General features: G+C 41.0%; 24 protein-coding genes, 1 pseudogene and 1 riboswitch. Of the genes and pseudogenes, 17 read left to right on the forward strand and 8 right to left on the reverse strand.

Going from position 1 to position 24,675, the window contains the following annotated elements; translation table 11 throughout:
- Window positions 1-44: 44 nt before the first annotated feature.
- From IMZ31_RS04570 to IMZ31_RS04580, 3 genes are all read right to left on the reverse strand, one after another.
- On the reverse strand, window positions 45-467 hold the full coding sequence (locus IMZ31_RS04570; RefSeq protein WP_207529409.1) for a GNAT family N-acetyltransferase: 423 nt from the start codon (window positions 465-467) through the stop codon (window positions 45-47).
- 7 nt (window positions 468-474) lie between these two features.
- Window positions 475-987, reverse strand: coding sequence for a YjcG family protein (locus tag IMZ31_RS04575; RefSeq protein ID WP_207529410.1), 513 nt, complete (start codon window positions 985-987; stop codon window positions 475-477).
- 110 nt (window positions 988-1,097) lie between these two features.
- Window positions 1,098-1,832, reverse strand: a complete 735-nt coding sequence (locus IMZ31_RS04580; RefSeq protein WP_207529411.1) for an alpha/beta hydrolase — start codon at window positions 1,830-1,832, stop codon at window positions 1,098-1,100.
- Between the two features lie 375 nt (window positions 1,833-2,207).
- Here IMZ31_RS04580 and IMZ31_RS04585 point away from each other — a divergent pair, with 375 nt between their 5' ends.
- The 6 genes from IMZ31_RS04585 to IMZ31_RS04610 all read left to right on the forward strand — a co-directional run bounded on the left by IMZ31_RS04585 (window position 2,208) and on the right by IMZ31_RS04610 (window position 9,398).
- On the forward strand, window positions 2,208-3,212 hold the full coding sequence (locus IMZ31_RS04585) for a TAXI family TRAP transporter solute-binding subunit (protein WP_207529412.1): 1,005 nt from the start codon (window positions 2,208-2,210) through the stop codon (window positions 3,210-3,212).
- A gap of 76 nt (window positions 3,213-3,288) precedes the next feature.
- Window positions 3,289-3,819: a DUF1850 domain-containing protein gene (locus IMZ31_RS04590; RefSeq protein WP_207529413.1), complete on the forward strand. Its 531-nt coding sequence runs from the start codon at window positions 3,289-3,291 to the stop codon at window positions 3,817-3,819.
- On the forward strand, window positions 3,812-5,932 hold the full coding sequence (locus IMZ31_RS04595) for a TRAP transporter permease (protein ID WP_207529414.1): 2,121 nt from the start codon (window positions 3,812-3,814) through the stop codon (window positions 5,930-5,932). Before IMZ31_RS04590 ends, IMZ31_RS04595 begins: the two co-directional genes overlap by 8 nt.
- Before the next feature lie 213 nt (window positions 5,933-6,145).
- On the forward strand, window positions 6,146-7,846 hold the full coding sequence (locus IMZ31_RS04600) for a methyl-accepting chemotaxis protein (RefSeq protein WP_207529415.1): 1,701 nt from the start codon (window positions 6,146-6,148) through the stop codon (window positions 7,844-7,846).
- 186 nt (window positions 7,847-8,032) lie between these two features.
- Window positions 8,033-8,539 (forward strand): RNA polymerase sigma factor, encoded by a 507-nt coding sequence (locus tag IMZ31_RS04605; RefSeq protein ID WP_242705639.1) that lies wholly within the window; start codon window positions 8,033-8,035, stop codon window positions 8,537-8,539.
- Window positions 8,532-9,398 carry a hypothetical protein gene (locus IMZ31_RS04610; protein WP_207529416.1) on the forward strand — a complete coding sequence of 289 codons (867 nt, stop codon included), beginning with the start codon at window positions 8,532-8,534 and terminating at the stop codon, window positions 9,396-9,398. The genes IMZ31_RS04605 and IMZ31_RS04610 overlap by 8 nt, the downstream gene beginning before the upstream one ends.
- Window positions 9,399-9,631: 233 nt before the next feature.
- On the opposite strand, the gene IMZ31_RS04615 is transcribed toward IMZ31_RS04610, so the two are convergent.
- Window positions 9,632-10,060 carry a ferritin-like domain-containing protein gene (locus IMZ31_RS04615; RefSeq protein WP_207529417.1) on the reverse strand — a complete coding sequence of 143 codons (429 nt, stop codon included), beginning with the start codon at window positions 10,058-10,060 and terminating at the stop codon, window positions 9,632-9,634.
- Between the two features lie 208 nt (window positions 10,061-10,268).
- Here IMZ31_RS04615 and IMZ31_RS04620 point away from each other — a divergent pair, with 208 nt between their 5' ends.
- From IMZ31_RS04620 to IMZ31_RS04645, 7 genes and pseudogenes are all read left to right on the forward strand, one after another.
- Window positions 10,269-12,227, forward strand: a complete 1,959-nt coding sequence (locus IMZ31_RS04620) for a phospholipase D-like domain-containing protein (protein ID WP_242705704.1) — start codon at window positions 10,269-10,271, stop codon at window positions 12,225-12,227.
- A 165-nt stretch (window positions 12,228-12,392) separates the two neighbouring features.
- Window positions 12,393-12,503: pseudogene (locus tag IMZ31_RS04625) on the forward strand (GNAT family N-acetyltransferase); the annotation flags it as partial.
- 381 nt (window positions 12,504-12,884) lie between these two features.
- Window positions 12,885-13,361, forward strand: a complete 477-nt coding sequence (locus tag IMZ31_RS04630; RefSeq protein WP_207529418.1) for a hypothetical protein — start codon at window positions 12,885-12,887, stop codon at window positions 13,359-13,361.
- Between the two features lie 94 nt (window positions 13,362-13,455).
- On the forward strand, window positions 13,456-13,986 hold the full coding sequence (locus IMZ31_RS04635) for a GNAT family N-acetyltransferase (protein WP_207529419.1): 531 nt from the start codon (window positions 13,456-13,458) through the stop codon (window positions 13,984-13,986).
- A gap of 176 nt (window positions 13,987-14,162) precedes the next feature.
- The gene (locus tag IMZ31_RS04640) at window positions 14,163-14,879 is read left to right on the forward strand and encodes a nucleotidyltransferase domain-containing protein (RefSeq protein WP_371825483.1); all 717 of its coding nucleotides are present in this window, start codon (window positions 14,163-14,165) and stop codon (window positions 14,877-14,879) included.
- Between the two features lie 14 nt (window positions 14,880-14,893).
- Window positions 14,894-15,019, forward strand: a complete 126-nt coding sequence (locus IMZ31_RS24585) for a hypothetical protein (RefSeq protein WP_256438017.1) — start codon at window positions 14,894-14,896, stop codon at window positions 15,017-15,019.
- 121 nt (window positions 15,020-15,140) lie between these two features.
- Complete coding sequence (locus IMZ31_RS04645; protein ID WP_207529421.1) at window positions 15,141-15,998, forward strand: aminoglycoside 6-adenylyltransferase; 858 nt, start codon at window positions 15,141-15,143, stop codon at window positions 15,996-15,998.
- 33 nt (window positions 15,999-16,031) lie between these two features.
- Here the strand turns inward: IMZ31_RS04645 and IMZ31_RS04650 are convergent, their stop codons facing one another.
- The 4 genes from IMZ31_RS04650 to IMZ31_RS04665 form a co-directional block, all read right to left on the reverse strand.
- Entirely contained in the window at window positions 16,032-16,394 is a 363-nt protein-coding gene (locus tag IMZ31_RS04650) for a hypothetical protein (RefSeq protein WP_207529422.1), read from the reverse strand.
- Between the two features lie 164 nt (window positions 16,395-16,558).
- On the reverse strand, window positions 16,559-17,098 hold the full coding sequence (locus tag IMZ31_RS04655) for a D-glycero-alpha-D-manno-heptose-1,7-bisphosphate 7-phosphatase (RefSeq protein ID WP_207529423.1): 540 nt from the start codon (window positions 17,096-17,098) through the stop codon (window positions 16,559-16,561).
- A 134-nt stretch (window positions 17,099-17,232) separates the two neighbouring features.
- A complete protein-coding gene (locus tag IMZ31_RS04660; protein ID WP_207529424.1) occupies window positions 17,233-18,192 on the reverse strand; it encodes an ATP-grasp domain-containing protein in 960 nt (319 codons plus the stop codon).
- Window positions 18,189-19,250: an LLM class flavin-dependent oxidoreductase gene (locus IMZ31_RS04665; RefSeq protein ID WP_207529425.1), complete on the reverse strand. Its 1,062-nt coding sequence runs from the start codon at window positions 19,248-19,250 to the stop codon at window positions 18,189-18,191. Before IMZ31_RS04665 ends, IMZ31_RS04660 begins: the two co-directional genes overlap by 4 nt.
- Before the next feature lie 168 nt (window positions 19,251-19,418).
- Window positions 19,419-19,524: riboswitch (SAM riboswitch) on the reverse strand.
- Window positions 19,525-19,798: 274 nt separating this feature from the next.
- Between IMZ31_RS04665 and IMZ31_RS04670 the strand changes: the two genes are divergently transcribed.
- From IMZ31_RS04670 to IMZ31_RS04680, 4 genes are all read left to right on the forward strand, one after another.
- Window positions 19,799-21,064, forward strand: coding sequence for a helix-turn-helix domain-containing protein (locus IMZ31_RS04670; protein WP_207529426.1), 1,266 nt, complete (start codon window positions 19,799-19,801; stop codon window positions 21,062-21,064).
- Between the two features lie 171 nt (window positions 21,065-21,235).
- Window positions 21,236-21,367, forward strand: coding sequence for a hypothetical protein (locus IMZ31_RS24590; protein ID WP_256438018.1), 132 nt, complete (start codon window positions 21,236-21,238; stop codon window positions 21,365-21,367).
- Between the two features lie 911 nt (window positions 21,368-22,278).
- Window positions 22,279-23,412, forward strand: a complete 1,134-nt coding sequence (locus tag IMZ31_RS04675) for a HesA/MoeB/ThiF family protein (RefSeq protein WP_207529427.1) — start codon at window positions 22,279-22,281, stop codon at window positions 23,410-23,412.
- Window positions 23,405-24,592: a hypothetical protein gene (locus IMZ31_RS04680; RefSeq protein ID WP_207529428.1), complete on the forward strand. Its 1,188-nt coding sequence runs from the start codon at window positions 23,405-23,407 to the stop codon at window positions 24,590-24,592. Before IMZ31_RS04675 ends, IMZ31_RS04680 begins: the two co-directional genes overlap by 8 nt.
- The last annotated feature ends 83 nt before the right edge of the window (window positions 24,593-24,675 follow it).

The following is a 24,675-nucleotide window of genomic DNA, read 5'->3' on the forward strand; positions in this document are numbered from 1 at the left end:
AAAAGCTCAAAGTTATAACTTTGAGCTTTTTCGTTACTATAAAATTATAAATCTTTAATCATGGTGACGTGTGGAATGCCAGCGTCCATAAATTCCTCTGAAACCACTCTGTAACCAAGTGATTCGTAGAAGCCAAGTGCTTGAGTTTGGGCGTTTAGCTTACTCTTAAGGTAACTCTTGTCTTTAGCGTGGCCTTCCATGTGAAGAATCATCTGTTTTCCAAGCCCTAGCCCTCTAGAAGACTTTATTATACAGATGCGCTCGAGTTTTGCATATTCATCAACGAATCGTAAGCGGCTTGCAGATATAGGTTGATCCTCTTCGTACCCAACAAAGTGCGTCGCTATTTGATCGAAATCATCCATTTCTTCTTCTATGGATACATTTTGTTCTTCTACGAAAACGATTTTTCGGACAGAATAGGCATCTTTTAACTGCTGATCGGTTGTAACTTGTTCAATTCTCATGTACGAATTATCCCTTCCCAAGGCGGAACGTTTCATAAACGGTCCAAGATCCATTTTCTAACTGATAGAGCAACTGGAAACGATCAATCGTTTCCTCAAACTCATGGCTAATCATGCGTAAGCTGCCATACACATCTGAATGTTCATCGTCTGAAAGCTTCTGTGCGATGGTGATGTGAGGGACAAAGGAAAAAGTCTGTCCATTTGGGATGTCGCTTTGGTGAAGTTTCTGATGAAGCTCCATTAGCCCATCTGCCGGTTCTACTTTCATATAGATAGTATTTGTTACCGGTGAGAAGGTGCTTAGTTTGTTGATCATTAGAGAAAAAGGTTGTGTTTCTTTTGCTACTTTAGAGAGTTCTTGTACGACTTCTTCGATATGATCTTCTTCTGCTTCAAAAGCTTCTTTTAATGTTACGTGCGGTGGAATCAACGCGTAGTGTGGGTCGTATCGTTTTCTATAAGAATTTGCAATGTCTTGAATTTGCTTAGATGGAAATAAAGCAATACCGTACTTCATGATTGAACCTCCCATTTCATAATTTAACAATAAAGATGAATCGTTTCACCTTGATAGAATGATCGTATTATACATTATATCAAATTTTCTGAAATTATTCTTGAGGTAGTTTAAGGATTTTCGCTTCCGAACATAGTAGGAAGCGCCCGTTTTAAATCTTTTTGCCAATATTTCCACGTGTGTTCACCGTCAAGTTCGTGATAGGTGTAAGATTGGCACTTCTCTTCTAAAATGTCATAAAGCTTTCGGTTTGGTGTAAGGAAGTCTTGGATATTCCCGTCTGTTGTAGAAACTTCAGTCTCTTTTGTCCCAATCGTATGGTAGATTTCCATAGTTGATAATGCATCACTATCCTGTGCTTCTTGTAATACGGTTTCATCAACATACGGAGACTGCATAATCACTTTCCCAAACGTATGGGGATATCTAAGTGCCGTCATGAGTGCCATCGTGCCACCAAGTGAATCTCCCATTAGAGCGCGGCTGCCACCCATGTGATATGTAGGAAGTTCTACATCTAGCAGAGGTACGACTTCCATAGCGAGAAACTTCATATAAGATGTGAAATTCTTGCCTTCTGGATGATATTTCTCACGGCGATCATACTTATCTTTGTAATGGATGCCAACGAAGATCGTGTTCTCAATCGTTTGGTCACCGTGAAAGCGGTCGCTCAATGTGGCCACCCTTCCGAGCTGCATATAATCATCTCCGTCTTGCATTATACAAATGTTGTATTTATATAATGGAGAGAACGTTTCTGGTTTGTAGATCTTCACAGTTAATGTTTCGTTCAAATATTCGCTATCAATGGTTTGATCTGTCATGGTTCCTTTTCTGCCCATTTAAACACCTCCTATAATGATGAAAGAGGAAACTATCCTCATCGATTCCCCCGTGAAGGAAGAAATAAACAACAATGCATTAAGTGTATCATATTTGATGAAAAAAGCGGATTTAACAACTCGGGGGCCGGGTAAAGAATAGGAAGGATTTTATTGCTGTTGAGACTAAAGGCCTATTTTAATAGACGATAGAAATCATCATTTCGAAATAGTGAATAAAAGATGGTATAATGATGTTAGGAAAGCTAACTTATTACGTGAAGATGAGGAGTCTTTACATAAAATTATTGTCAAAAAATTAGTGATTGTCTTTCCAATTAAATCCTGCTAAAATACAATTAGCAAATTATATTCATTTTTAGGGGGTAAATAAAGATGACAAAGAAAAGAAGTTTATTAGCCTTAATCCTTATGTTAGCGCTTTCTATGGTGTTGGCTGCTTGTGGCGGCGGAAGTGCTGACGACGACTCTGGTGACGGAGGTAGTGAAGGCGATGATGGTGGTAAGAAGTTCGTCTCCTTACTAACTGGTGGAACAACTGGTACATACTACCCGTTAGGTGGTACGTTCGCGCAGGTTATGAACGAAAATGTTGATGGCGTAGAGGTTTCAGCTCAATCTGCTGGTGCTTCGGTTGAGAACATGAAGTCCTTATCAAAAGGTGATGCTGAGCTAGCTTTTGTTCAAACAGATATCGCAGCTTATGCAGCTGAAGGTAAGTTAATGTTCGAAGATAACAAAGTTGATAATGTTCAAGCAATTGGAACGCTTTATCCAGAAACGATTCAAATCGTTACAACTAAAGATTCTGGTATCGAATCAGTTGAAGATCTGAAAGGAAAAACGGTTTCTATTGGAGCTCTTGGTTCTGGTACAGCAGCAAATGCTGAGAATATCTTAGATATTCACGGAATCTCTCTAGAAGATATTAAGAAACGCGACCTTGCTTTTGGTGAATCTACAAGTGGAATCCAGGATGGTTCAATTGATGCAGCATTCATTACTTCTGGAACACCAACTGGTGCAGTTGAAAGCTTGGCGGCTACAACAGACGTTAAGATTGTACCGGTTGCAGAAGATAAGATTGAAGAGCTGATTAGCGAGTATCCTTACTACGCTAAAGATGAAATTAAAGCAGAAACGTATAGCAAAGTAGACGAAGCTGTTACGACAGTAGCTGTTCAGGCGATGCTAGTTGTTTCTAAAGATTTAAGTGAAGATGTTGTATATGATATGACGAAAGCATTATTCGAAAATACAGATGCCATTTCTCATGCTAAAGGTGAATTCATCACAGCTGAAAGTGCTCTAGATGGTGTTGGAATTGACGTTCATCCAGGTGCTCAGAAGTACTTTGATGAAAAAGGTGTTAGCAAGTAAGCAACCATAGTCACCACGGAGATAAGATAGACCGAATTGTTCGGTCTATCTTTCTTCATGAAAAGAAGGGATGAACTTGAAGAAACGCAGATACAAACTCGTAGTTGCCATTTCCCTCATCGCGGTTACGGCACTGTCCGTTCTTATCTTTTATCCAAACCGCACGGTTATCACCTTCCAACATATAAAATCGGAAGAAGAGTTAGCTTATCTTCCGATTCATCAGAAAAAACACTTTCAGATCAGATACATTCATTCTGTTCACCTTTCAGAGGTTATTGAAGAATTTGAGCTTCAGGACGACTATTCTATTCAACCAAGGAAGCTCATTTATGAAGACACGGCAATTGGCATGCCTTCGAATGCCTACGGGGAAGATACGTTCGAAATGAAAGACGAAAAATATATAATCACTAAGGGTCCAAACACGAAAACATTACCTTCTATTAATTTGTCTGTGGGGCAAGTCCGATCGGAGCATAAAATTGTTTACGATGGAGAGTCATACTTATTGAAGGATTTTGTGGGTGCCGGGACGAGTATAAAAATCGAAGCCCGTGACATGAGTATTTGGCAGATGTGGAAAGGAGTGAAGATGAGTGAGTGATAAGAACAACCAAGATCATACACTCTCACAGGAAGACCAGGACGCACTGGTTAAGAAGTACGATGTTGAATCAAGCGTCCGAGATTTATCAGGATTTGTAGGAAAATTTGTATTCTTTACCTTGTTAGCTTTTTCTCTTTATCAAGTTTATTTTACTGTCATCTATCAAATACCAGCCCAAATGCACCGATCCATCCACTTAGGGTTTGCGTTAATGCTGATCTTCTTGCTTTTCCCAGCAAGAAAGAAGAACTTAGAGCGAGGAAAGCTAGGTTGGTATGATTATCTATTAGCCTTATTGAGTGTCGGGGTAGGTGCCTATTGGCCTCTTAATTACGACCAAATTATTGCGCGTGCCGGAGAAATGACACAAGTTGATTTCTATGTCGGTGGACTTGCGATCTTACTTGTTCTTGAAGCGACAAGGCGTGCTGTGGGACTTCCAATTACGATCATCGCATCCCTATTCCTCGCTTACGCGTATTGGGGACGTCAGATGCCTGACTTCCTAATTCATCGTGGCTTGGATGTGGATACGATTGTACAAACGATGTTCTTTACAACAGAAGGAATTTTTGGGACGCCGCTTGCGGTATCATCCACTTTTATCTTCTTATTCTTACTATTCGGCGCCTTCCTTGTCAAAACAGGCGTTGGTCAATACTTTAATGACCTGGCGGTAGCCTTAGCGGGTAAGCGTACAGGTGGTCCGGCGAAGGTAGCCATTTTCTCCAGTGCTCTTCAAGGGACAATCAGCGGAAGCTCAGTAGCGAACGTTGTAACATCAGGTTCCTTCACGATCCCAATGATGAAACGTCTTGGTTATCGTAAAGAGTTCTCTGGTGCAGTTGAGGCGGCGGCTTCAACAGGTGGTCAGCTTATGCCACCTATTATGGGTGCGGCTGCATTCTTAATGATTGAATTCATTGGGATTGATTACTGGTCTATTGCTAAGGCAGCGGCCATTCCAGCTGTTCTTTACTTCACAGGGATCTGGATTATGACGCACTTTGAAGCAAAACGAATTGGACTTCGCGGTCTGGATGATGAAGAGGTTCCAGATAAGAAAGAAGTGCTGAAGAAGCTTTATCTTCTACTTCCTATTGTAGCGATTGTTTTCTTCTTAGCTTCTGGTTTAAGTATTATTTTATCTGCTCTTTATGGCATTTTCACAACGATTTTAGTTGGCCTAATGCGTGAAGAGAAGTTCCGTAAGATTTATCCGATCGCATTTGCGGTTGGTGGAATTGCTTATATCATTTACAAAGCGATCGTAAATGGTGGACTTGTAGACGGTTGGTTCGTTGGCGGTCTCATTGCAGGAACGATTGTTACGATTGTAGTGAGTTACTTCTTTGATGGAAACTTTGCTGATACAATTGATGCCCTTGTTCAAGGTGCGAGAACAGCCCTAGGCGTTGTAGCTGCTACAGCTGCTGCTGGTATGATTGTAGGAGTTGTAACGAAGACAGGTCTTGGTCTTAAATTGGCCAACAGCTTAGTATCGCTTGCAAACGAGCAGATTCTATTAACCTTGTTCTTTACTATGGTAGCAGCAATTATACTAGGTATGGGTTCTCCGACAACGGCGAACTATGTTATTACCTCAACGATTGCAGCACCAGCGATTATAGCGTTAGGTGTTATGGAATTACCTGCTCACTTGTTTGTATTTTACTTCGGTATTATCGCAGACATAACACCTCCAGTTGCACTTGCAGCCTTTGCGGCATCCGGGGTGTCAGGAGGCGAACCGATACGGACCGGGGTCAACGCGGCGAAACTTGCCATTGCGGCCTTTATTATTCCGTACATGTTCGTCCTGCAGCCTGAACTATTAATGATCGACGCCACGTTCTGGGGTCTGATCTGGATCTTGTTCACAGCAATTGCGGGTATGATTGCAATCGGTGCTGGCATGATTGGATATTGGTTCCGTAAAGTGTACTGGGTGGAACGAATCCTTGCTGTCGGTGGCGGACTAGCGCTTATCTATCCAGGAGGCTACTCGGATACGATTGGACTTGTCCTATTCGGAGGCATTTTAGGAGCTCAGTTCTTGATTAAACGAGAGCTAATTGGGAAGCCAATGCCACAAAGAAGTCGTGCATAATAATAGCTAAGAAACATGAGAGCGAAATCATCTTTTGATTTCGCTCTTTTTTTGTGAGTTTAAATGAGGTTCATACCTATGTCATCACCCTAGAGAAATAGTCAATCTATTCTTGTGAAAAATGTAAAGATTTGTGACTTTTGACCGATAAAAGAACCATAGAAGTGAAAGGGTTTACATAATTGGTGAAGATCTGATTAGGGGTGGTTGAGGGTGTTTAAATGGAGAGATATGAGTATTGGCAGAAAATATATGTCCGCTTTTTTAGCGAGTGTGGTACTGTTCATTATTTCAGGCGTGATCATTTTACAAGAGATGCAACAAGCTCAGGAAAATGTTTCAGCCATTGAAAGAAGAGGAGATCGGGCGCTTGATATTGCCAAGATGGGATCACTTATACGTTCAATGGATATTAGCATTACAGATTATATTGAATTGCCAAATGGAAAGTCTTTAGAAGAGTTTGAAGAGAGTCGTAAGAAATTCAATGCGTTAAAAGAAGAAGTAGAACCTAAGATGGGGACGGTGTTCCAGGAGAAGTTATTTAAACGAATTGTTGAAGATCAAGGGGATATGGAAGAACGCCTATTAAATGAAATTGTTCCTGCGGTTGAAGCAGAGGAGTTGGGTGTGGCAAATCGATCTAGACGGTATGTGAGCAACTCGAGATTATCTGCTGTTGAATCTATTGTACAACTAGAAGAGGTTGTGAATGAGGAAAGGGCTCAGGCGGTGAAGAGTGCGAAAGAGAACTTAGCGCGCAGTGTAATCGTCTTATTTGCATCGATTATTGGAGCGGGTGTTCTCGGGACTGTTCTCATCTCGCTGGTTAATAGAAAAATTCGTAAAGGACTGGCCAGGGTTGTTGAAACAGCAGACGAGATTTCAGAAGGTAACCTAAACGTTCAAGACCTCTCTTTTAAACGAAATGATGAAGTTGGGAAACTCGCAACTTCCGTAAATAATATGAAGCATCACCTGCGTCACGTCATTCAAAACGTTACGACGGCTACGGATTCAGTTTCGAATAAGAGTGATGAACTGCAACAAGCGTCTAATGAAGTTCAAGAGGGAAGCAAGCAGGTCGCTTCAACGATGCAGGATCTTTCTTACGGTTCAGAAACGCAAGCTCATAGTTCTCAGGCGTTAGCGGAGATGACGGAATCGTTCACATCTAAAGTGCAAGAGGCGAGCGCTAGTGCTGAAGTGATCTCATCTACGTCAGGGGAAGTTCTCTCGATGACAGAAGAAGGTGCGCGCCTAATGAAAGAATCGGTCGATCAAATGGGAAGAATTGATGCGATCGTCAAAGGCTCCGTTGAGAAGGTGCGAGGCCTAGATGCCCAGTCTAAAGAAATATCTGAATTGGTACACGTGATTAGAGATATTGCAGATCAAACCAATCTACTCTCTTTAAACGCTGCCATTGAAGCAGCAAGGGCTGGTGAGCACGGAAAAGGATTTGCCGTTGTGGCTGATGAGGTGAGAAAACTGGCGGACCAGGTGTCTAAATCAGTGGGGGACATCACCACAATCGTTGGCAGCATTCAAACAGAATCTGGGTCAGTTGTAGCTTCGCTCGAGAAAGGGTACAAGCAAGTTGGAGAAGGATCTAAGCAAATTCAAGTCACTGGTGAAACATTTGATACAATCAATGCATGGGTTTCTGATATGGTTACGAAGATTCGAGGCATATCTGGAAACATGAGAGATATTGCAGATCAAAACAATCAAATGAACGAATCTATTGAAGAGATTGCTTCTGTCTCAGAAGAATCTGCTGCGGGGGTAGAACAAGCAGCTGCCTCTTCTCAACAATCAAGCAGCGCCATGGAAGAAGTGTCCAGAAGTGCTAGGGAATTGGCTTATTTAGCGGAGGAATTGTCTGAGGAGGTTAGGAAGTTTAGGTTGTGAGAATAAAGTAAGCTAGACAATCTGCGAGGTTATTAAGGTGATAAATAACTTATAAAAAATCGTCTATTTAGACGGTTTTTTATTTTTGAATAAAAATATTATACGATTTAAGCCAAATGAAAAACCAATTCGTCTAATGGGTGTAAACAACAAACAAAGAGAGGGTGAACAACTATTATTCGCTTAGTGAAAAAAGCTCAAAAGGGGAATGAAAAAGCCTTTGTTGAACTCTTTAGTCAGTATCAAAAAGACATTTACCGGATTTCTTATACTTATGTAAAGAATCAAAATGATGCTTTGGATGTGGTTCAAGAGGTAGCATATCGCTCGTTTAAGAAAATTGGTACATTAAAGCATCCTGAATATTTCAAGACATGGTTAATTAAAATGGCTATTACATGTTCTATTGATCTAATTCGAAAAAATAAAAAAATCATTACGATGGACACAGGCTATGAAAACTTAAGAGGGGCAGAGTATCATGATACTTCCTTGTCGATTACTCTACAAGAATTAGTAGATAAGTTAAATGAAGAAGAAAAAAGTATTATTATCTTAAAATTTTATCAAGGTTATACCTTTAAAGAGATTGCAGGTATATTAGATATACCCTTAGGGACGGCAAAATCTATTATGTATCGGGCGTTAGAGAAACTACGAAAAGATTTAGGGGAGGTTGGTAGCTGTGAATGACATCAAAGAAGAATTTGAAAAGATTGAGATCCCTGATGAACTAAATAGCAGAGTTGCTTCGGGAGTTCAACAAGCTAAGAGGGAGAAGAAGGGAAAGAAAAAATATCCGAATTGGGTCGTGGGTGCAGTGGCTTCCGTTATAATTGTTGGGATAGGTTCTTCTATGGGTGGTTCATATATCGTAGATGCTGCAGAATCTCTGCTCAACCAACTATTTGGGTCCAAAGAAAAGGTAATGGAAGCATTCCCTGAAGAGAGTCCAGAAGAAATTAGTTTCATGGAACAACACTTAGAATTCGCGGAAGAAAATTTAACAGAAGAAGAGTTCACCAACTTAAGTGATTTATATAAAGAACAGGCTGAGATATGGAGGGGAGTACGAGCGGAGAATAGGAGTCCTAATGAAGAAGAAGCCGCTAGGTTACACGAAATTAAAGGATTACAGTTTTCTTATGAAAATCAATTTGCTTTGAAAGAGGCTCAACACCTCTCTAGTTACACAGTTACACAACCAACATATGTTCCAAAAGGATATATACAAACGAAGGAAAGTTTTTTTATTAAAGAAGAAGGCGATGAACCAGTGGTTACATTCGATTATAGTGAAGGGCGCTTTGGCTATACGACATATCAACAGGAAATCAATCAAACAGATGATTTCGAGTATATTTGGGGCAATTTAGGAAATACAAATTCCTATTCTTTGAAGGGCTATGAATTTACTTTTAAATACTCAGAAGAAAATAAGGAAACGGGCTTGAGGGTAAAGGTTCCGGGTCAGGGATATAAGATCACATTATTAGCTGACAGATTATCTAAAGAAGAAGCGGAAAAGGTAGTGTTGTCTATGATTGAGTAGGAAAATGGAATTCCATATGAGCGGAAGTCTATTTTAATATTAAGAGCTTTAACAGTAATCGGCAATGTACACTAGAACAACCTTGCTCTTGGAAATGTGTGAATGAAAAGGAAAGAAGCTCAAGGTAGAGTAGCTGCCTTGAGCTTTTTTAAGTATCTTACTGTTTGCTTGAATAGGTTGCATGCAATCGTGCCCAGTGCATACATCTATCCTCACAATTGACTCTTCCCTAACTAATGAAGCAAACGATGGAGAGATTCAACATGACTTCGGTCCTCATCAATGATTTGTTCAATAAGTTCCTTTGATTCCGGGTCAAGATCCCCTTTTACAATCTCCTCAGAAAGTTCAACCGCATAGTAACTTTCAGCCCGAGCGGCGCTGTCGATGATCTTATCGGTCTCATCTGGCATCATAAATTTACCGATAAATCCTTGGAAGGAACCGATTACCCCTTCATCATCAACAGGTGTACCGTTGAGGTCCTGAATTCGTGTAGCTACTTGCTGAGCATGTTGTTTATGTTCTTGTTGGATCCTTTGAAATTCCTTTTTAATACTAGGGTCTTCTAGTTTCTTTATATAATGTTCGTATGCGTGAACCCCCATATATTGTCCCTTAAGGAAGGTGTTTAATGTTTTAATAACATCTCTTTCAGACATATGGTTCACTCCTTTTTAGCTTAGTTTCTCTTTAAGCCACTGTAGGTATGTATGTTGTTCTCTCAAATTAAACCTTTGAATTATAAAATTTCATATAATTTACATCAACTCCTCCGAAAGTTCGCATTTGTGTAAAGAATTGATTAATTTGGAAATCGGAAGCGACATCTATGTTACTTTTACATTGTATTCGAACAATGTAAAAGGGGTGGAGAAGTTGAAGAGACAAAAGAGTTTATTGATCTCAGTAATCTGCACATTACTTATCGCATGTGTACCGATGGGGGATGTGGATGCAGTAACAGAGCAGGATGTTGTCATTAGTGAGATCGCTTGGATGGGTACGACTAATAGTTACAATGATGAATGGCTGGAGCTTACAAATAATACAGGCTCTGAAATGAGTTTAGATGGTTGGACTTTAGAGGCTCAAGATGGATCGCCAAGTATTTCTTTAGCAGGTAATGTCTCAAGTGGAGGAACGTTTATTCTTGAGCGAACGGATGATTCTACTGTGACTGAGGTTACAGCTGATGTTATTTATTCAGGTTCCTTAAGTAACAGCGGGGAAGTTCTGGAGTTACGTGATTCATCAGGTACTTTAGTCGATTCAGTGGATAACTGGTATGCAGGGGACAACAATTCGAAATCTACGATGGAACGTGTAAGTCTTGGTGGAAGTGGAACAAACGCAACCAACTGGGCAGATGCAACAGCTACATATAGCGGAGGATACGGTACTCCTTCAGGAAGTAAAGAAGAACCTCTTTGTGATTCGAAAGAGCACTTAAATCAAGTATCGAATACAGCGGGTTCCATTAATGTTTACTTTAATAAATGTGCATATGGACAGTATGCAACGAGCGGGAACGAAGCGAACTATAACGTGAATCTTGAAGACCGATTGATTCAGCGTATAGAAGAAGCAACAGAATCAATTGACCTGGCTACATATGAAATCAACTTGCCTAGAGTCATTGATGCACTTACTAAGAAAGCGGCTCAAGGCGTGGATGTGCGTGTTATTGCAGATGCGAAAGACGGAAGTGACCCTCATTATACAGAGCGCTACCAGACGATGCGTCTTTATATGGAGCAGCTTGTCCGAGGGCAGGACAGAACGATTGGCACAGCTGACGACGTAGAAGTATTCTCAGATTCTATTATGTTAGCGGTTGAAGACCAAGCGTTACGTGATCAATACGGCTTACCTAGTACGGTTAGCGGAATGGACTATGTGACGGTTGAAGTAGGTTCAGGTACAGAATCTGGCTACATGCTAGCAGATGCTGAAGAGAAGGAGCCAGGAAGCTACTATTCCCCCGGAAATCAAATGCACAATAAATTTGCTGTTATCGATGGAAAATGGGTCTTCACCGGAAGCTGGAACTTTACGAAAACGGGCTTGTATGGTTCAGATGAAAATTATCAAAATGATGTGTTAGGCGGTAACACGCAACATGTTGTTGAGCTTCATTCTAGTGAACTAGCGGGGATTTATAAGACTGAATTTGATGAAATGTGGGGAGCAACCGGTATGACACCTGACCCTGCAGTTTCCAACTATCATGGAAGAAAGATCGACAACACCCCGCACACCGTTACAGTTGGAGGGAAAGAAGTAGAAGTCTATTTCTCAGCAGGTGACGATGCAGTAGGGCACATGGCAAATGTCGTGAAAAACGAAGCGGATTACGGAGCTTACTTTACGATCTTTGCCTGGTCAGATCAGGCGCTAGTAAATGAGCTGAAGAACAAATGGGAAGGAAGCTATGCAGATTTAGAAGGTTCTTTAACTGGCTTTGATGTAAAAGGCGTCTACGATGAAGGATTCTGGAATCAATGGTGGTCGGCTTCGATCGAAATGACAGGGCGTACAGCTTCTCAAGAGTCTACAAATAATCCAAACGTACGCTGGAACAATGCAGCTCCTGTCTATGAGGACAATGAAGATCGTAAGCTTCATAGTAAAACGATGCTGATTGACCCTACTCATCCAGAAAGTGATCCGACAGCGATTGTAGGATCAACGAACTGGAGTACGAACGGGAATGAGATCAATGATGAGAACATGCTTTTCATTCATGATGCAGCGATTACGAATCAGTTCTTGCAAGAGTTCTATGCTCGTTATGATGCGGCTGGCGGGAGTATCCCAGCTCAGTAACAATAGAATAATATAGCATGGATAGCGCTTAGGGTTATAAACTCTAAGCGCTTTTTCTAGTTAATTGTGATGTATTTCTTTAAAAGGTATTTATTCATTTTTATTGAAGTGTAGAGAGTAGATGTTTTTATTTTCCATTACATAGTTTCAAAGAGGAGGGGTTTAATGAATATTCGAAGAGCTGTAGATCTTGATGCTGAAGGAATTGCCAAGGTACATGTGGATAGTTGGAGAACGACTTACAAGAATATTATTCCTGATGAGGTCTCACAGAAATGACGTAAATTTCCTGGGGGTTAGCGTGTCTATTTTCTCTAGTTCTCCACTATGATATTAAATAATAAATAAGTGAAACCTTATTCGGGGATGGAGCATCTAACAGTTAGAGTGGTTGTAGTGGTAGTACTTATTGTGCACTAAACCAAGTATAGGTAATCACTATAGAAATCGGTGTAGCATCTGATTTTATAGAATAATAGTGATGAAGTAATAAAGGAGGGGATCTTTTGAGTTATGTCCCATTTGTTTCTATTTCAATGGTATTCATAGTGCTTTCTTTAATTGTGTTATTAATACTTTTGTTAATTAAAGTTATGAAAGGTTGATGCTATTTAGTTTGTTAATGAAGTGACTATTACGTAACAGGGGAGTAAAACTATGAAAAAGACAGTATCTATAATAGTAGGTGTAGTTGCTCTAATTTTTATACTAGCAAATATCCCGAATATAATAGCTCAAGCTAAACTATATTCTTACAACAATAATAAACAAGTTACAACCGAAACAAGAGTCATCACTTTTGATGAAATATTCGAGACGTTGTATCAACAAATGAAATTGGCTCAAGAGTTACGGGGGTCAACAAAATATTCATTGATAGGCGATGAAGTCAGAACAGGTCTTGATGATGCTTATGATTACGCACGATTTTTAGATAAACATCCTCAAATCAATTCGATGAAAGTTGAACTTCCAATAATTACATATAAAGACGACGATCGGACAATTAGGTTTATATCAGGAAAAGGTGAAGTTTTAGAAATAGAAGAGAACGGGGAATGGAAAGAATATAATGGTTCTTGGGATGACTTATGGAAGGAATTAATTGAACAGTATAACCAGAATGATCATTAACATTACGTTCACGATGAATAAGTCCTCTCATTCCAACTAGTGTGGAAGATTATGTTAAGATCATTACGTACACAGTCGAAAAGGAGTGGATAGTATGATCTTTGAAACGGAGAAAATCAGGTTCAGGAAACTTGAAAAGGATGATATGGAATTACTTCACCGATGGCAGAACGATACGACGGTTCATACGAATATGAGCACGTCGATTGATTTATATAGTATGGAGGACGTTGAGAAGTTCTATGAAAGAATGAAGGAATCGAGAAGCTACATCATCATAGAGAAGGATGGGGGCAAAGAAGTTGGGACTATTACGCTCGTGCGTGAAAACAACCAACAACAAAATGCAGAGTTTCTTCTGATGATTGGGGAGAAAGAGTATTGGGGTGAAGGGTATGGCAAGGAAGCCCTCTTATTATTCTTAAACTTTGTCTTTATGGAACTCAATTTACACCGAATCAGTCTAAAGGTATTCTCCTTTAATGAGAAGGCTAAGAGCATGTACGAGCGGATGGGCTTTAAAGTTGAAGGGCAGCTGCGTGAGGTCTTCTTCCGAAATGGAGAATGGCAAGACATGTTTATTATGGGGATGCTTCAGGATGAATATAGGTCGCTGTACACATAACAGTCATTGCACTTTCGTTTATCACGGAGGTGCTTTTTTTTTATGGAAAATATGAGGAATTAATGGATATTTATGCTAAACTAATGGAACAAGAAATGCCTTTCTTTAAGAATAATCACGAGCACGTCTGCAAGGAAGATTAGATATTCATTTCAACTGTACAGGAGATGAAGGACATGAGGACTGATCGATTATCACCATTGAAAGCAGCGCAATTGTTTGTCGACGCATATTTTCCCCAATGTGCTGGAGCTTTGTTAGCTGGAAGTACGGTTCGCGGGGAGGAGACAGAGAAGTCGGATTTGGATATCGTTATTTTTGACAAGAGTCGTTGCTCCTCTTATAGGGAGTCGTTCATCGCTTATGAATGGCCTGTTGAGGTCTTTGTTCACAGCTTAGAATCTTATCGGGCATTCTTTAAGAGTGATGTGGAGCGAGCGCGTCCCTCTTTGCCTCGTATGGTTTCAGAAGGGAAGATTCTAAAAGGATGGGACGTTGTCATGCCGATTAAAGCAGAAGCGGATCATGTGTTAAACCGGGGACCGGAGAAGTGGTCGGATGAAACGATCCAGCTGAAGCGATACTTCCTTACCGATACGCTAGAAGATTTCATCGGAAGTGACAACAGGCCTGAAACGTTATGTATCACCTATACGCTGGCGAATCAGATTAGTGAATTTGTTTTGCGGACAAACAGGAAATGGATTGGATCCTCTAAGTGGGTCATTCGTTCGTTAAAAGAGTATGACCCTGAGTTTGCAACTCGATACAGTGATGCGTTCGAACATTTTTATACATATGGACGCAAGGACAGCATCGTTCAACTCACTGAAGAAGTATTGGAGCCTTTTGGAGGACGGTTGTTTGATGGATTTGTGTTAGGGGAGAAATAGAGGAGGTTGTGTCAATGTTTTACAAGGAATACCGTGAAGAGGGTGAAGATGAAAGTCATTTACCTATTCGTCATCGAAAGGCAGTTCGAGCGGTGATAGGGAACCTTGAGAAAATCCTACTGGTCTACCACGCTGGGTGACGCTTGAGGAAGCGATTGGACAAAATGAGGCAGCAAGAGGATACGGAGAAGCGAGGTGGCTTCGGCGTGAAACTTATGTGCTGAAAGAATTACAGAAGCAATTGCAACAGGAGGGGAGTCGGTGAGAAGTTACGAAGAGATGATGGACCTTATTTTAGGGAGAGCAAGACAAGATGAGAATATTCGAATCGTAGAGCTCAATGGCTCAAGAGCAAACCCTCGTGCAGAAGAAGATCGATTCCAAGATTATGACATCATCTACTATGTAGAAGATCTGCAATCCTATTTAGAGGATCACTCCTGGATTGATGTCTTTGGTGATAGGATCATTATGCAAATGCCTGACTTAAATGACGGGTTTCCTGAAGATGGGGAGTGGAAGCGGTTTGCGTACTTAATGCTGTTTGAGGACGGCAACCGGATTGACTTGACGCTCGTCTCTCTTAAACACCTTGAAGAGTCTCTTCAAGCCCAAGATTATCGCAAAATTTTATTGGACAAAGACGATCGGATTGAGGGGTCAGTTGATACAGTTGAAGATCCTTTTCTTATACAAAAACCTACGGCAAGAGACTATGAAAGATGCGTGAATGAGTTCTGGTGGGTGAGTACGTATGTGGCAAAAGCGTTGTGGAGAGAAGAATTGACGCTTGCGAAGTATATTATGGAAGAGCCTGTGCGTGATATGCTTATTCGCATGGTGTCTTGGAAAGTAGGGATTCGAACAGACTTTACCGTAAGTGCAGGAAAAGGTGGTAAAGATCTTGGTAAATACCTCGACCCTGAAGAGTGGGACCAACTGGTTGCTACATACCCTGATGGAGAGTACGAGCGTATCTGGCAAAGCTTATTTACAATGTGTGATTTATTTGAGGAAGTCTCGGAACACGTTGCCTATGTGTTTGGTTTTGAAAGGTCTGATGAAGGAGAACGGGTAAAGCCTTATTTACATCAAGTAAGAAATTTGCCAGTTAGGTAGTCAACTTTACGCTGACTACCTTTTTAATTGGGGTCATTTAATCTCTGTTGTCACTTTATATAACTTGTTCTTAAAAAGATAACGAGCACCGTCCATAGGTTCCGTGTAATATCCGATCGAAAGCACAACCTCTTCATCATGAATAAAATCAAGATAAAAGTCAGGACTGGCCATATCGGCATTTGAAACATCGTCTGTAAGGGCCTTTCTTAAGTCAGCGAGTAGGTCGTTAATCGTACCTTGATCCTTAATCGTGAACTGCAATTTTCCGGTTCCTGATCCCAGTTCGTTCTCATAAACGTTAATTGATGTCGCTTCAATATCAAAAGCTTCATTTTGGCAAGCGCTCAGCAAAATCAAGCAAAGTAATAACGGAAGCATTGCATATTTCCTCATAACGAACTCTCCTTCTACGTTCTCTCTATTAGTTAAGACGAATAGAAGGGGAGAAGTGTTACACTATGATGGTAACTTTTGTTTATTCGTTACTCCTTTACTAAGCTAGAGCGATAAACGGTGCCAGACACGCTTTGCTTCGCTAAAGCGTGCCTGGTACCGTTCTAATGTTTCTTAGCATCGTTTATGATCCACTGGGCTGCATCGTAAAGGGTAGGGAAGGTAGCGTTAGCGAGGCCGTAGTCTTCCCCTAAAAATACGGTTTTTGTTCCAGCATTCTGTCCAGCCTCAATGTCTGGTTCTCGGTCACCGACCATATAAGAAGCGGATAGATCAATGCTGTGTTCTTTAGCTATATCCTCAATCATTTTACTGCCAGGCTTTCGGCACTCGCACCCTTCTTTTGGCTTGTGGGGGCAGTAGCACACCTCATCAATTTCTGCTCCTAGTTTCTTTAGCTTTTCCACCATGTATGTGTGAATGTCTTGTAGCTGTTCTTCTTTCATATACCCTAACCCAACGCCACCTTGGTTCGTGATGACAGCGATTAAGTCAAAAAGACCTGATTCATTTAGCATTTGAATAGCCTCTGGCACGCGAGGGAGGAAAAACAAGTCCTCGCGTTTATTTACGAATTTCACGCGGTCTGTCAGGACTTCGTTGATGACTCCGTCCCGGTCGAGAAATACAGCTCGCTTTGTCATTAGGCATCCCTCCATCGATCTTCTAACAGGTAGTATACCCAGTAAGCCCTACACCTCATTCGGTAATGGCCCCATTCCTATTAAAGTGTCTCAGTTGCATATTCTCAAAAAAAGCAAAGCCAGTAAGGCTTTGCTTAAGAGGTAGAGACTGCGGATGGGTATTGTTCCTTCAGGCGATCTCCTAGGTAGGTAGCGAGTTGAAGCATACCATATACGCCTGATACGGCTTCGGCGTCTGAGTTGTAGTTGGTGTTTGTGTTTACATCGTAGGTATATACATTTCCAATGTGGTCCTGAATCGCTTCAATGCCGGCTACTTTAATGTTGTTAGAAGCAAGGAAAGCTTCGTAGGACTCAATGAGTGGATCTGAATAGCCTTCTAGAATTTCAAATTTCGCACCGCCTGTTTCTTCTGTGCCGGTTGGGCAGTGGAGATCATCGATGGTGCAGGCGTCTGCGGGGCATAGTTCAAAGCCTTCAGAGGTGTCTACTTTTACGGCGTATAAGAATTTGCCACCGACGAATTCGTGACGGACGATATACGGTTTTGGCGCTTCGATATATTGCTGAACGAGGGTGATGCCATCGACGGGTTCTTCAAACGAGTCTCCATACACATATTCTTCAAGTGCTTTAATGGAGTGGAAGAGCTGTACGCCTTGACCTTTGCCGGCGCGGTTGTGTTTCGTAATAAATGGAGCAAGGTCAAGCTTTTTAGCTGCTTCAATAATATGGTCTTTCCCGACGGCTGTAATGGTCTTTGGCGTTGTGATGCCTTCTTGATTTAAGGCCATATATTGATTCACTTTACTTAGCTCAAGGCGCAAAGCACGGCTGCCGTTCACAACGGTACGGCCGTGGCGTTCGAGCCAAGCGAGGACAGCTTCTGTGAATTCAGGTGCGAAGCGGTGATCACGAGTGTGAGAAGAAGCACTCATTCGGTTATAGAAAATTCCTTCTGGTGGCTCTTCTGTTAGATCAACCGTTCCCTGGTCTAAGTGCCATAACTCAAACGGCAAGCCGAGCTCCTCTAAGCGTCCTGTTAGGTGATCAGTCCATTCATCATTTTCATGTAACACGTATATCTTTGTCATTGTGGTACCTCCTTGAAGTGTGTGCGTTTCTCTTCTACGAGTGGCATAACGTCCCGGCTAAAGCGCTCCATCTCTTCTAGTTGCGGAGAGCATTGAAGAAGGAGTAGGTTGAGCCCAACTTGTTCGTATTGTAAGATACGTTCAGCAATTTGATCTGGTGTGCCGATCAGTTTTGGGCGAAGTCCCCGGTTTGAAACGGAGTAATCTTGTAGATCGACTTGTTGTTCAAGCTGTGACTTACTAGTGAAGTCACTGTATCCTGCATAAGCGCCTGAGTCTTTCACATCTGTAATCCGGTTTAATTCTTGGAGTGCTTCTTCTTCTGTATCACGGCAAATGACGTAAGCAGCCATTCCAAAAGATTGGAAGGGCTCGTGCCCGGCTTCACTGCGTCTTGCTTTCATATCACTGATTTTCGTATTAATTTCATCGACCGTGCCACCATGCATGACGTAGGCGTCGCAGTGATTGACGATCGTTTCTTTTCCACGTGGACTTTCACCACCTGCGTAAAGCTTTGGATAAGGCTTTTGAATAGGTTTCGGATGAAGGTGGGTATTCTCAATGGAATAAAACTTCCCGTCGTAGCTAACGGGTTCTTCTTTTGTCCAAAGGGATTTTAACACTGAAAGAAATTCATCGGTTCGATCATAGCGTTCATCGTGTGCGGTGAACGACCCTCCGTATTGTTTGGCTTCCTCTTGCCACCAGGCGGATACGACATTTAACGTGAAGCGGCCTCCTGAGATTTGATCAATGTTCGCGGCCATTTTAGCTGTTACTGCTGCATTATGAAAATTAGGTCTGACTGCGGCCATAATTTCTGTAGTTTCAGTCACAGCTGCCAGGCCTGCTGCTGTTGTCCAGGCTTCTAAGGAATCCTGATCGGTTCCTTTTATATCATTTAAATACAACTCCGCAATAAGGGTTGTATCAAATCCTAACTGTTCCCCTCGTTGAATGACTTTCTTGGCATAATCGAATGTCGGGGGCATATTCTCATCCTCAACATTTCTAAGCCACCCTCCGAAAATCGGTAACCAATATCCGTACCTCACTTGACTCAGCTCCTCTTTATAATAGTATATCAGATTAAACAACCCAAGTTACTTGGAATTAAAAGTTACGCGTCCAATTTCCTTCTATATATATGAAGGAAGGTAATAAAAAACCCCCTCAACTTGTCCTTGAGACGAGATGAGAGGGTTCTGAATACGAGTCCCGCTCTCTCATCTTTCAGGATTTCACCTGATTGGAATTGGCACGGTATTCACATCAGAACCCGTTGCCGAGGTTTCAAAGGGCCAGTCCCTCCACCTCTCTTGATAAGAAGAGTTAATTTTCAAACTTTTTGTTGATGAATATATTACGCTCTTATGAGTGAGTTGTCAATGAAATGTAAGTTAAAACTTTCACCTTAAAATTGCGTGCTCCTATTTGATGAACATCGGTGATGGTTCTATTGACCTACCGCAAAAGGGGTCTTCCTTCCTGATTCGGTAGAACAAAATGTTTGTTAAACTAATACTAAGGAAATATTTTTGGAATTTTCAGCATCTTTTTTTGAGCATATACAACTAGTCCACTATGGTATGGGGGAATCTGGGTGCACATTGGGAGAAGGATTAAATACGTAAGGCAATTGCGGGGATTATCACAGAACGAACTAAGTGTTGGGGTGGTTTCAGCTACTCATCTTAGCAATATTGAGTCTGGTAAGTACGTCCCGTCTAAAGATATTCTTGTGCTTTTTGCGGACAAGCTTGAGGTGGATGAGGCTTACTTGTTGGAGTACGAATACATGGATACGGCCTTAATCGACCAGATTATAGAATTGAAAGATGCGGTCATTATAGGTGATGGTGCTAGAGTAAAGAGTCTGCTGAATCATTTGGATTCTCTGGAGGATCAAGTCGCTAAGGGGATCTATAGTGAATTGTTATTTACACTCATTAAAGGTGCCCATTTTATGAAATCAGGCTGCAATACAGAAGAAATGGCTTCAATTCAATTATTAATAAACCTTTATATAAAAGATGGGGAGACACTAGACGATAAGGTGTTTTTGTCGTTCTATGACTACTATTATGGTTTGTATCACTTTCAACACAATCATATACATGCTAGCCTAAAGCACTATTATAGGCTTGTCTCACAAACACAGGACGAATTAGAGAAAGGCTTATTCTTCTATAATATCTCTTTGCTTCATAAGCAAAGCAGAGAATATTATAAGGCCATTGAAGCAGCAAAAGAGTGCCTTCAAGTGTTTCAACAAAAGCTCGAATGGGATCGATTAGGGGAAACGTATAATATGATAGGTGCTATACATTGGGATATGAATGAATGTGAAACGGCAATGGAGTATCTTCTCAAAGGAGAAAAAATTGTCACTATGACAAATAATGAGAAGTTAAAGAGTCGGATTCATCATAATTGTGGATTAATCAATAAACAACTTGGTGACTACGAGGCTGCCATCTATTATTTCAGGAAATCTATAGAAGCTAAGGTTAATATTAATGATATGCATAATATTATTCTTCCATATCACTCATTAGTTGGTAGTTTAATAGATCGAAATAAGATTCAAGAAGCGAAAATTGTCCTTTCTCATGCTAGGAAACAATGCCTGTCGCAAAAAGATCAATATTATTTGAAAGAGTTAGAAGCATTCATTTTTGAGAAAGAGGGAAGGTCTGAAGATTTCGAACGATGTATGAATGAGTTAATTAAGGAATTAGAAGGAAGGAAAGATCATAATAAGTTAAAAGGTCTCTATGAGCGTCTAGGTGATTATTATTACAAGAAGAGGAAATATAAATTAGCTGCTTCTTATATGAAGAAAGAGATTCAGTTAAGTACTGTCTAATGAATAGGATGTGGCCTTACTTTATGGGGAGGATAAAAGTGACGCAAAACTCTCCTTTGAAATGATCAGTTTTTTTATATATTTTTGTAATGTTTTGTTTTGCTCCATAATTATTCAAAATAATCCGATAATTAGGTATGATGAGTTTAGACTAATCAAGGAGGGCTTTTCGTGAAAAAGTTAACGACTATAGTAGCAGCTATTCTATTAACGCTAGGTTTTAGCATGTTTCAAGGTGGTTTCGATGTAGCTGGAGACGAAACTGATGTTGCTGGGTTAAATGATGAAGAGGTTGTTAGCTAAGGTCTCTCTGTTAGCTAAAACTCTATAATAAAAATTAAAAAGTCAAAAAGGGCCATGGCTCATAATTAGAGTGAGATCTCTGATAGAGGCCAGGCCCTTTTTTATATTTCTAAGTCTTTGAGTCTATCATTGCTGGTTTTCTAGTAGTGGTAGACTCTTCTGTTTTCGGGAGAAAATAAGGGGGTTAGAAGTGTAGATTTAGTGGTGATTTTACGTCTGAATCTTTGTCTGAGGACAAAAGTTTTAAACATAAAGAGTAATTACTAGTCTTAAATCTGTAATATTTCGTTAAGTAGTAAAACTATTCAAAAAAGTTAGAATATTGTGTACGATTAACTCAGATCAAAAGTACAGCCCATTACATAAGAGGTTGCTACTTGAAGGGAGGAGTACTCATGAAGATTGAAGTGAAAAAGACCGAAAAACTTAAGCCAACATACATTCCGTACAGTGGCTAAACGTAAAGCGTAGTCAGCTTCACCAATCTATCATAAAGGGGGGTATTCTTCATGAAAATCGAAGTGAAAAAGACCGAAAAACTTAAGCCGACATTCATGCCATACGGTGGCTAAACGTAAAGCGTAGTCAGCTTCACCAATCTATCATAAAGGAGGTATTCTTCATGAAAATCGAAGTGAAAAAGACTGAAAAACTTAAGCCGACATACGTACAAAACTATGCTGGCTAAGATTTAGGATACTTATCTTAACCAATCTATATGAAAAGGAGGTCATCTTCATGAAAATTGAAGTGAAAAAGACGGAAAAGCTCAAGCCAACTGTTCTTGTGCCGCCTCCATATGCTGGCTAAGGACCGCCTTGTGTAACGGCAGGTGTACTAAATAGGAAGATCGATTACAGGGGCCGTATATGAAAATGTACGGCCCTATTTCTATAATAGGAGGGATTCGAATGAATGTAGCGTTTAAGAGAACGTTAAGACCGGTGGTTCAGTTAGAGGAAGCTATAGAGGTTGGAATGAATGAACAGCGTACCATCATCAATGATCCCGAGGGATTGGTTTACAAACTTACTGAGTTCTTGGATGGCAGTCGAACCAATGAAGAAGTTGCGATTCAGTTAGGGATTACAGAAGAAGAAGTAAATGAGGCGATAGGGGCACTTGATGGACTTGGGTTTCTCGAGTCTGCTGAAGTTCCAGGCTCTTTTCTTGCATCTGAACTTGAGCGATATGAAGCCAACTTAAACTATTATTCAAGTTATTCGAACCTATCGAAAAGTAAGTATGAGTATCAAGGGAGTCTGAAGGATGCGAAAGTAGCCGTTATCGGTCTTGGAGGAGGTTGTTTAACAACAGCTTACTTTGCTGGGCTCGGTGTAGGTGAGATTCGTGGTGTAGACTTTGATACAATAAGTCGCAGCAATTTGAATCGTCAGTTTATCTTCAATGAAGAGGACGTTGGCCGATTGAAATCAGAAGTCGCACAGGAAAAAGTCGAGAAGATTAATCCTGATGTGAAAGTACAAATGTATAACCGAGAAATTACGTCCCATCACGATTTGTTAGATATCATTGATGGCTGTGACATCGTTGTGAGTATGATCGATACGCCTGCTATCGTAGCCAACAGGTGGGTGAATGCTGCTTGTTACATAAAAGGAATTCCGTTTTATCAAGGAGGGTTCCTGAATAAAATCGTCATGTGGGAACGGCTCGATCCTGCTTCTGGTTCATGTTATGATTGCCGTCTTATTAACGGACTGGCGGAGGAAGATTCTGAAGAAAGCCGATTAAAAGCGGTGTACAATAAAGTTTTCTCAAGAAGAAATACTGGATTTGCGCCTCATGTTTCGATGCTCACAGGCTTCTTTACATCTGAAGTTGTAAAACATCTAACAGGCTACGCCGAATTGGCAAAGCCATATTCACAGTTAAATACAGAAACCATGGAACTGAATAAGAGCGATTTTGAATTTACCAGGGTGCCGACTTGTCCTACGTGCAGTCAAGATCACATAGAAGAGATCTCAACTTTAGATGAACTCATTGAATGTGCAAATGAAATGAGGGTCGTTCATGGGTAACCTGGTAAAAGAGCATTGTCTGGATTGTACCCATTTATCGATCCAGCAGGACGGGGAGGAGTACACGATTGGAGATCCTGTTTTGGGGGAGTTCATACGTGTGCCGGAAGTAGCAGCTGATGTGGTCCGAGGTTTTGATGGAGAGAAGGCGATCGAAGAAGTGAAAGAGAGCGTAGAGGCGAAGTACGGAGAAGAAGTCGATGTACTGGATTTTGCTGAAACGCTTCTTGAGATGGGTCTTATCCTGAAGATCAATGGTGTGGTATTAAATGAAGAAGTAGATCGTGAGGTGAATCCTCGTCTGCAAAAGGCAGGCAGCATTCTTTTTAGTAAGCCACTAATGGTGTTCTACACCTTGTCTGCTGTGGCTGCTGTCTTCCTCATTGCTTCTTCTCCTTCCTTATTCCCTAGTTTCAGAGATGCCTTCTTGTTTGAATCAGTCGGTCTTAGTGCAATTTTAATTTTATTTACCATATCAGCTGCAACGATCATTCATGAGTTTGCGCATGTATTAGCTGCCAATAGGCTCGGCGTAAAAACAAAAGTTCAGCTAAACTTGCGCATGATCTTTCTCGTAGCAGAAACAGATATGTCGGGACTTTGGTCGAGGGCAAATAAAGAGCGATATACTCCGTATTTGGCGGGAATGGCCTGGGATGGGGTTATGATTTTAGCTTGTCTTTTAATTCAACTATTCGTGCCGATCGCTTTTATCGTTTCTTTTGCCCAGATGGTCACGTTCTTTCTCTTATTCGGCGTAATCAGTCAATTTGTTATCTTCTTAAGAACGGATATGTATTTTGTACTGATCAACTGGGTGAACACGTCGGCGCTTCATGAGCATAGTCTTGTTCTCTTGCAAAAGGTGTTTCTTCGTAAGCGTCAGGACGAGTGGCAGCGTTTAGCCCCTCATGAGAAAAAGCATGCGAAGTGGTTTTCGATGCTCTATATGTTTGGAGGAGCTGTAGCGACCTTTTTGTTCGTTTACTTCCAGATCCTCCCGTCCCTTTATGGGTTGCAGCAAGCATTTGAGAATATGACGCAACATACGTTCACAAATCTTTACTTCTGGGATGGAATTCTTGTCATTGTCGCGCTTTTGATTCAAGTCGCAGCGTGGTTAATTGGCTTGCGCACTGCGCGAAACGAACGACAGGCGAATCAGGCAGTCAGTGCTTAATGGAGAGGAAAGGGCAGGTATATTGTCCTTTCCTCTTTATTTATGCTTATTAAAGGTCTGGTCGAGTTTCCAGAAGGGAGAAA

Source organism: Pontibacillus sp. ALD_SL1 (assembly GCF_017355605.1).